Annotated in this window: 6 protein-coding genes and 1 pseudogene; 4 read left to right on the top strand and 3 right to left on the bottom strand. The window is 65.1% G+C overall.

Annotation, left to right across the window (positions count from 1 at the left end):
- The 3 genes and pseudogenes from FUT88_RS25580 to FUT88_RS25590 all read right to left on the bottom strand — a co-directional run.
- Positions 1 to 190, bottom strand: a pseudogene (locus tag FUT88_RS25580) (amino acid ABC transporter substrate-binding protein); the annotation flags it as partial.
- A 368-nt stretch (positions 191 to 558) separates the two neighbouring features.
- Positions 559 to 1,137 carry a hypothetical protein gene (locus FUT88_RS25585; protein ID WP_147217979.1) on the bottom strand — a complete coding sequence of 193 codons (579 nt, stop codon included), beginning with the start codon at positions 1,135 to 1,137 and terminating at the stop codon, positions 559 to 561.
- A 90-nt stretch (positions 1,138 to 1,227) separates the two neighbouring features.
- The gene (locus tag FUT88_RS25590; protein WP_147217981.1) at positions 1,228 to 2,019 is read right to left on the bottom strand and encodes an IclR family transcriptional regulator; all 792 of its coding nucleotides are present in this window, start codon (positions 2,017 to 2,019) and stop codon (positions 1,228 to 1,230) included.
- 326 nt (positions 2,020 to 2,345) lie between these two features.
- Between FUT88_RS25590 and FUT88_RS25595 the strand changes: the two genes are divergently transcribed.
- The 4 genes from FUT88_RS25595 to FUT88_RS25610 form a co-directional block, all read left to right on the top strand.
- Complete coding sequence (locus FUT88_RS25595) at positions 2,346 to 3,035, top strand: 3-oxoacid CoA-transferase subunit A (protein ID WP_147217983.1); 690 nt, start codon at positions 2,346 to 2,348, stop codon at positions 3,033 to 3,035.
- The gene (locus FUT88_RS25600) at positions 3,032 to 3,694 is read left to right on the top strand and encodes a CoA transferase subunit B (RefSeq protein WP_147217984.1); all 663 of its coding nucleotides are present in this window, start codon (positions 3,032 to 3,034) and stop codon (positions 3,692 to 3,694) included. The genes FUT88_RS25595 and FUT88_RS25600 overlap by 4 nt, the downstream gene beginning before the upstream one ends.
- 22 nt (positions 3,695 to 3,716) lie before the next feature.
- Complete coding sequence (gene pcaF, locus FUT88_RS25605; RefSeq protein ID WP_147219347.1) at positions 3,717 to 4,919, top strand: 3-oxoadipyl-CoA thiolase; 1,203 nt, start codon at positions 3,717 to 3,719, stop codon at positions 4,917 to 4,919.
- 13 nt (positions 4,920 to 4,932) lie between these two features.
- Positions 4,933 to 5,463 (top strand): lyase family protein (locus FUT88_RS25610; RefSeq protein ID WP_261797302.1); only part of this gene is annotated, 531 nt, incomplete at its 3' end.

Raw genomic sequence — 5,463 nt, forward strand, 5'->3', positions numbered from 1 at the left:
CGACGATCTCGCGGCTCATCGGGTCCTTCAGGAAGCTGAACGGCTCGTCGGTGCCGAGCACGCCGCAGACAAGTTCGCCCTTCTTCTTGATGTCGGAAACTTGATCAGCATGCGCGGTGGTGGCGACCAGGGTTGCCGCGGCCAGGATGGCGGCACCCGCAAATTGCGTCAGACGTCGGTTTGTTTTCATCGGATTTCCTCCTTGACGACTTCGGTGGTGAACAGTGTGCGAATCGAGTTCGGATCGGGGATCGCCCGCGAGCATACCGGCATATGCGCGCTTTGCATGCGCGCACTTCGGATAACCATATGACGGCGAGCGGAACGCCCAACTATAGTCCATGCCGATACGGCGCAGATGGCGGTTGGCAGGCAGGGCGGGGTGCAATGCACAGGCGGGATGTTTGGGTTGCCGGGGTTGGATGCGTGCAGCCCGGTAAGGCTGGCGCAGCAAGGCAGGGGCCCGGCAGACGTTGGATGAAATGGGACTTTGTCTGCCATTAATGACATGGCAGCCGACTGCACTCCATCAGGGGATTCCCGGGGCGGAACGTGGGCCTACAGCGCGCCGCAGATCGATTCGTTGATGGGCACGTCGCCCACGGTCTCGTGGTCGTTGCCGCGATAGCGGTAGACCAGGCTCAAGCCCAGGCGCGTGAGGATGCGCACGTCGCCGTTGTTGCAGATGTTCTTCTGCAGGATCGGCACGAAATTCAGCCGGAAGCCCTGCGATGCAGCCGAGTGCGCCGCGTAGTTGGTCAGCGTGATGACGAAGACGAGGTTCTTCTTCTGCGCCAGCGAGCATTGCGCCAAGGAGGTCTCGCGGTCGAGCGGGACAGGGGTGAAGCGGTTGATTTCGGCGCAGGCCTGGGCGAGGGCGCGGTCTGCATTGCGGGCGGGGCCCGTGAGGGCCGGCACGCCGGCGGCGGCCGTGCTGCGCCCCGTGGCGGCGCCTACCAGCATGCGGGCCAGTGGCGTCAGCTCCTGCATGGCGGTCGCCAGCGGCGTCGATTGTGCCCACACAGGGCTGGACAGCAAGGGCAGGGCAAGCGCCAGGATGCACGACGCATGCGCCCGGCGATGGCGGCCTTTCACATCCAGACCGGTGTGAATGGCGGTGTGTTGAGTCACAGACATCCTCTTTGCCCACGGAGCCACAATTTTATTGAAAAAACTGTCGGGATGCGAGGCGCGCAGCGCACCGGGCACTGCCGCTTTTAACTCAGATCAGGTGCGTACCCGCACCATGGCCGAAATGCGCTCGGCCGCCTGCTGCAGCGGACCGAGAAACTGCTTCGTCATCTGTTTGCCTGAAGTCCGGTTGGCCTGCCCGCTGATGTTCATGGCGGCGATGATATCGCCTGCACGATTGCGGATCGGCGCCGATAGCGAAATCAGCCCTTCCTCAAGCTCCTGGTCGACCAGCGCCCAACCCTGTTGGCGCACGCCGGCTATGACTTCCTTCAGTGCGTCGACGTCTGTAATGGTGCGCTGCGTGCGTGGGCGGCGGTCCGACTCACGCAGTGCGATGTCCAACTGATCCTCGGGCAGGCCCGACAGCAGCACGCGGCCCATCGACGTACAGAACGCCGGCAGGCGGCTGCCGACCGACAGGTTCAGCGCGATGATCTTCTGCGTGGGCACGCGCAGAACGTAGACGATTTCCGTCCCATCCAATACCGAGGCAGAGCAACTTTCGTGCACCGTCTGCACGAGCTCTTCCATCACCGGCTCGGCGAGGTTCCAGAACGGCATCGAGGTGAGGTAGGCGAACCCAAGGTCGAGGATCTTGGGCGTGAGGCGGAAAAGGCGGCCTTCAAAGCTGACATAGCCGAGGCTGACCAGCGTGAGGAGGATGCGCCGGGCGCCGGCGCGGGTCAGGCCCGTGGCCTCGGCGACTTCGGAAAGCGTCTGCTCCGGGCGTTCGGCGTTGAACGCGCGGATGACCGACAGCCCTCGCGCAAAGGACTGGACGTAGGAATCGCTGGGTTTTTCGGTGGGCAGTTCGGCGGCAGACATGCAAAGACAGGCAAAAGCGGTGCACTGGCCTCAAGACTACTGGCATTGCCCCGGTTTCGCCACTCGAACACTCGATCGGGATGCGTACGCCTTGACACGCTCGGGAGGTGAGGCGTAGATTCGTTCTTGGATCGAACGTTGGTTCTAACAGCGAACAAACGAGAGGCAAGGTAAGCCCGGGCCGGACAGCAAAGGCCTGTGTCGATCCGATCGTCAACAGGAGACTCGCAGGCCGCCCCGTTGCGGCTCGGCCATGTCCGGCCCCCGCGATGCTCCGCCCTGCGCCAGCCATCGAGAATGTGCGGCGCCCTTGCCGGAGAATGCACGTGATCAACAAGCTTTGTCCGTCTGTGGAGGCCGCTCTGGCCGATATCCCGGACGGTGCCACCATCATGATCGGCGGGTTCGGTGCCGCCGGCATGCCATCGGAACTCATCGACGGGCTGATCGCGCACGGCGCGCGTGAGCTGACCATCATCAACAACAACGCCGGCAACGGCGAGACGGGCCTGGCCGCGCTGCTCAAGGCGCGCCGCGTACGCAAGATCGTCTGCTCGTTCCCCCGCCAGGCCGATTCGTATGTATTCGATGCGCTCTACCGCGCCGGCGAGATCGAACTGGAGCTCGTGCCGCAAGGCAACCTGGCCGAGCGCATCCGCGCTGCAGGTGCCGGCATTGGTGGGTTTTTCTGCCCGACCGCCTACGGCACGCAATTGGCCGAAGGCAAGGAAACGCGCATCATCGACGGCAAGCCGTACGTGTTCGAGCTACCGCTGACAGCCGACTACGCCCTCATCAAGGCCCTGCGCGCTGACCGCTGGGGCAATCTCGTCTATCGCAAGACCGCACGCAACTTCGGGCCGGTGATGGCCATGGCGGCCAAGTGCACCATCGCGCAGGTCAGCGAGACGGTGGAACTGGGCGAGCTGGACCCCGAGCACATCGTCACGCCCGGCATTTTTGTGAAGCGCGTCGTGAAGCTCGTCTCCGCGCAACCCGCCAAGGAGGCCGCATGAGCGCCGAAACTACCGCCAAGATCCAGCGCTGGACGCGCGATCAGATCGCTGCCCGTGTGGCGCGTGATATTCCCGATGGGTCGATCGTCAACCTCGGCATCGGCCTGCCGACCCTGGTGGCGAACCAACTGCCGGCCGATCGCGAAATCATCCTGCACACCGAGAACGGCCTGCTCGGCATGGGCCCGGCGCCCGCTCCCGGGCAAGAAGACGAAGACCTCATCAACGCCGGCAAGCAGCCCGTCACCGTCAAGCCGGGTGCCTCGTTCTTCCATCACGCCGATTCGTTTGCCATGATGCGGGGCGGCCATCTCGACTATTGCGTGCTCGGTGCCTTCCAGGTGTCGGCCACGGGTGACTTGGCCAACTGGCACACCGGAGCACCGGATGCGATTCCCGCCGTGGGCGGCGCGATGGACCTGGCTATTGGTGCCAAGCGCGTCTTCGTCATGATGGAGCACCAGACCAAGCAGGGCGAAAGCAAGATCGTGCCGTCGTGCACGTACCCGCTGACGGGCATCGGCTGTGTCGATACCATCTACACCGACCTTGCCGTGATCGACATCACGCACGAGGGGCTGGTGGTGCGCGAGATGGCCGACGGCCTTGATTTCGATACGCTGCAGACGATGACGGCCGCGCCGTTGCGTCGTGCCTAGAACCATTGGAGACAGAACCATCATGACCGAAGCCTTTATCTGCGACGCCATCCGCACCCCCATCGGCCGATACGGCGGCAGCCTGTCCGCCGTGCGCGCGGATGACCTGGGTGCCGTGCCGCTCAAGGCGCTGATGGCGCGCAACCCGCAGGTCGACTGGTCAGCCATCGACGACGTGATCTTCGGCTGCGCCAACCAGGCGGGCGAAGACAACCGCAACGTGGCGCGCATGTCGTCGTTGCTGGCCGGGTTGCCCGACAGCGTGCCGGGCTCGACCATCAACCGCCTGTGCGGCTCGGGCATGGACGCCACCGGCACCGCCGCGCGTGCCATCCGCTCGGGCGAAACCGGGCTGATGATCGCGGGCGGCGTGGAAAGCATGAGCCGCGCGCCGTTCGTGATGGGCAAGGCGGCCACCGCCTTCTCGCGCGATGCTGCCATCTACGACACCACCATCGGCTGGCGCTTCATCAACCCGCTGATGAAGGCGCAATACGGTGTCGACTCGATGCCCGAGACCGCCGAGAACGTCGCCACCGACTACAAGATCAACCGCGAAGATCAAGACCGCTTCGCGCTGCGCAGCCAGGCGAGCGCCGCACGTGCGCAGGAAGACGGCACGCTGGCGCAGGAAATCACGCCGGTGACGATCCCGCAGAAGAAGGGCGATGCCATCGTCGTCAGCCGCGACGAGCATCCGCGCGCGACAACCATGGAAGCGCTCGCCAAGCTCAAAGGCGTGGTGCGTCCGGATGGCACGGTGACGGCCGGCAATGCGTCGGGCGTGAACGATGGCGCCTGCGCGCTCCTCCTTGCCAATGAAGAATCCGCCAAGCGCTTTGGCCTGACGCCGCGTGCGCGCATCGTCGGCATGGCCACGGCCGGCGTGCCGCCGCGCGTGATGGGCATTGGTCCGGCACCGGCGTCGCAAAAGCTGCTCAAGCAGCTGGGACTGACCATCGACCAGATGGATGTGATCGAGCTGAACGAGGCGTTTGCCGCGCAGGGCTTGGCCGTGACGCGACAACTGGGCCTGCGTGATGACGACCCGCGCGTCAACCCGAACGGCGGCGCCATCGCACTCGGTCACCCGCTCGGCATGAGCGGCGCGCGCCTGGTGACCACGGCGATGTATCAGCTGCAACGCACCGGTGGGCGCTACGCGCTGTGCACCATGTGCATCGGCGTGGGTCAGGGCATTGCACTGGTCATCGAACGCGTTTGAGTTTGACACGGCCATGACCAGCGGACTGCTCGATCGCGCCTTCTCCACACCGGCCATGCTGGCGGTGTGGTCCGATGCCGCCACGGTGCGCGCGATGCTCGATGTGGAGGCCGCGCTGGCGCAGGCCGAAGGCGCGGTTGGCGTGATTCCGGCCGAAGCCGTGGCGCCGATTCGCGCGGTGTGCGCCAAGGCGACATTGGATCTGGACGCGCTCGGCAATGCCGCTGCCAGCGCAGGCAACCTGGCGATCCCGCTGGTCAAGCAACTGACTGCCGCTGTTGCACAGCACGATGAAAACGCCGCGCGCTACGTGCACTGGGGCGCCACCAGTCAGGACATCATCGATACCGGCTTGATGCTGCAGTGGCGGCAATCGGCCGCATTGCTCGAAGCGGATTTGCAAAAGCTGGCCGACGCGCTGGCTGCACTGGCGCAACGTCATCGCAATACGCCGATGGTGGCGCGCACGTGGTTGCAGCAGGCCCTGCCGACGACGTTCGGGCGCAAGGTTGGGGGCTGGCTGGAAGCGGTGCATCGCGCGCAG

Source organism: Ralstonia sp. TCR112, assembly GCF_007997035.1.
Taxonomy (GTDB): domain Bacteria; phylum Pseudomonadota; class Gammaproteobacteria; order Burkholderiales; family Burkholderiaceae; genus Ralstonia; species Ralstonia edaphi.

Coding starts and splice junctions, on each gene's coding strand:
- FUT88_RS25585 (WP_147217979.1), bottom strand. CDS start 1,137: ATGTCTGTGACTCAACACACCGCCATTCACACCGGTCTGGATGTGAAA.
- FUT88_RS25590 (WP_147217981.1), bottom strand. CDS start 2,019: ATGTCTGCCGCCGAACTGCCCACCGAAAAACCCAGCGATTCCTACGTC.
- FUT88_RS25600 (WP_147217984.1), top strand. CDS start 3,032: ATGAGCGCCGAAACTACCGCCAAGATCCAGCGCTGGACGCGCGATCAG.
- pcaF (WP_147219347.1), top strand. CDS start 3,717: ATGACCGAAGCCTTTATCTGCGACGCCATCCGCACCCCCATCGGCCGA.